The 2,769-nt window shown below is 32.8% G+C and carries 2 protein-coding genes and 2 pseudogenes; all 4 read right to left on the bottom strand.

The window, feature by feature from the left end; translation table 11 throughout:
• Positions 1-239: pseudogene (locus HMPREF0023_RS00960) on the bottom strand (glutamate dehydrogenase); the annotation flags it as partial.
• A 329-nt stretch (positions 240-568) separates the two neighbouring features.
• Positions 569-761, bottom strand: a pseudogene (locus HMPREF0023_RS17100) (hypothetical protein); the annotation flags it as partial.
• On the bottom strand, positions 754-1,509 hold the full coding sequence (locus HMPREF0023_RS00955) for a putative type VI secretion system effector (protein WP_005091071.1): 756 nt from the start codon (positions 1,507-1,509) through the stop codon (positions 754-756). The pseudogene HMPREF0023_RS17100 and the gene HMPREF0023_RS00955, both read right to left, overlap by 8 nt.
• Positions 1,510-1,511: 2 nt before the next feature.
• Positions 1,512-2,769, bottom strand: a 1,258-nt coding sequence (locus HMPREF0023_RS00950; protein WP_323740329.1) for a T6SS effector BTH_I2691 family protein, incomplete at its 5' end; no start/stop codon positions are given.

Genomic DNA, 2,769 nt, shown 5'->3' with positions numbered 1-2,769 from the left:
AAAGCGCGGTTAACATGAGTTTGGCCTTGATCATCCATCCAAGAAACTCGGAATTGAATTGCTCTCTCAGGTTCTACCAAACGCTCCAATAAACCATATTGCGCATATTTGGGATTCTTCTCAATGAATGGCCACAAGCTCAGCATTACTTCTTCAACAGCTTGTAAAAATTCAGGTTGATCAGGATCTCTGGCTTTCACATAAGCTAGAAAGTCATTTAAGCTATTGTATTTCAACATTCACCCCCGAGTAAGTGATTTATATTGGTGCGAAAAATGCACCAATAAAGAATATCTCATAGAATGAATATAGATTACTATTCCACTTTTTTACTAAACTTTTTAATTTTTAAATATTTATATAATTTTCAAATACTTAATTTTAAAAATATTCATTATTTTGATAAAAAATGTTGATAATTACATGTGAATTTGAGGTCAATTTATAGAAAATATAAAATTAGGAATATTTAAGGCATAGTTTTTATGCACCAAACAAGAAAATCAATGCACCACATTTGAACAATCATGGATTTTGGCAAAAAATCTTTCTAACTCTTACTAAGATGGACACATTGTACATGCAAACGATTACAAACCACTAAAAACCTGTTTGTGCAGAAAGTGAAATACATTCTGCTACCCCATTCAAATTTTTTGATTAAGTGATTTTTGCACCATCTAATTTTAAAATGCACTTAAAGAGTCATCATAAATCTCTAATCTTTGAATGCGACCTTCGATTTTTAATAAATCATACATTGCGTTCTTTTTGCTCTATATAACTTTCTGGATATAGATCTTTTTCAATGACTTTTCGATATTCATAAACAGATTCTAAAAGAATTTTATAATCATCACTATAGTGGCGTCCCGACAGTAAAAAAATTTCTTCAGGATCATCAAAACCATATATCTTAAATATTTCTTCTGATTTCTCTGAAAAATGTTTAAGCGATTTAAAAGTATTCTTAACAATAAATAATAAAACAAAGTAAAATAGAATGAAGATCCCCCCCCAACTCAATAAAGTTTCTTTATCAAAATCTCCACTTATTAGAATGATGATAGTTAAAATAACCATCCCTAACAGATACCATACTCTTGCGCCCTTAATTGCAGATGAATAACTTTTTTTTACCCCTCCCCCCATACCAACTTGCATATGGAGTAAACCTGTTTTAGGACTCAATACTGAATAAAGCTCATATAAGTTTTTTTCTAATCTCCTAGCCACGCAAATAACATATTCATTTTCAACTATTAGAGCACGATGGAATTGACCAACAAAAACGTTCTCACCTATTTCCATAACAACAGATTGTATATGTAAACGGCTTTGTGATGCTAAAAAAACTGTTTGTGCTCCTAATGATACACTTTCAGCAACACTAGATAGAATCGCAGATGAAGTAATTTGATTATCGCCAGTATTAGCTAATGTATTCAACGTCCCTTCATGAATTTCTAATTTATTAATACGACCTTCAAATTTAACCAAATCATACATAATTAAACACTCATAATTGCTTTAGTAAATTCTTCATATTCTTCGCTTTCACTCTTGAATGGCTTCTCATCACTATCAATTTTACGGAAAGCAGACTTTTGACACCAATTCTGCATTGCATCATCTAACACACAGTTTCTTAAGAAAATCTCTAATGCTACTGTAGCTACAGTTATTAAAGTCAAACTTGCAACTGCTCTAGCTCCCATTAATACAGAAGCAAGCATATTAGTGGTGATTTTCCCACTAATCCGTTTTACAATCTCACTTGATGAGTAAGACAATATAGTTGAAAACAATGATAATGCTTGGCCTAAAGTTAAAAGCACCCCTGCCGCATATCTAATTCTAAGAAGATTCTTTAAAATCTTATCATCAGTATCTTTCAATGTTTTATGCTCTATCATTAAACCAATAACGCCTCCAATTGTCCCCAAACTAGCAGCAAACAACCTGAGAGCTTGAGCTTTGCTAGCTACTGTTGCTCCTTTATGTAACCAGTTTTCACCTAACATATCAAATGCAACAGCTGAGACTAAGAATGATGCCCCAACCAATTGTACCGAAAGCTCAGGTTTATCTTTTAGATCATTTTTCCAAGCATCATATTGGAAATAGAAATTTAACAACTCAAAAATACCAACGATTGCCAGTATCCTATTCTTAGTAATTTCAGGTTTACCTTTTACAGACAATGTAACTGCATTCTTGATTTCAGTTGCTCTGGTATTACGATAAGTATAATTCACACCAGCATTTTGCGGTAAAGATGCTCTAGCCGCTTCTCTAAACTCAAGATTATACATCAGTCGAGCTAAAGGTACTTGTTGTGCGAAATCACCTGATCTCAGATATAACAATCGTGCGGTATGCGTATAAGCTCCAGCAGTTGCAACCACATTGATCTGACTAACATGTAAAGTTTTTAGACGTAAATTACCAAACTCTTTCAATGCTGTATTGAGCATCAATGACATCCAATAGAATAGTTTATCGAATGCTTTGAAGTCTCGAGTAGTGATGAATTTTTTTCCTTCAATACTACCTAACCAGCTATCAAAAGCCGCATCTGCTTCTTTAAATACAGTGAAACCCTGCTTACTATAATCAAGTAAATCTTTTGCGGAACTTTCACTTGCAAAAATCTTCTCATATTCAGTCATTAATGACTTATTATTAAAACAGTAAGCGCGGAGAAATAAGTTTTTATCCGAAACCTTTTTCTCACAAATCCAAGTATTGAGTAAATCCTTACCTTTT

The sequence above is a fragment of the Acinetobacter sp. ATCC 27244 genome (genome assembly GCF_000156555.1).
In the GTDB taxonomy this organism is placed as follows: Bacteria; Pseudomonadota; Gammaproteobacteria; order Pseudomonadales; family Moraxellaceae; genus Acinetobacter; species Acinetobacter haemolyticus.
This window is presented reverse-complemented; position numbering and strand designations above follow the sequence as displayed.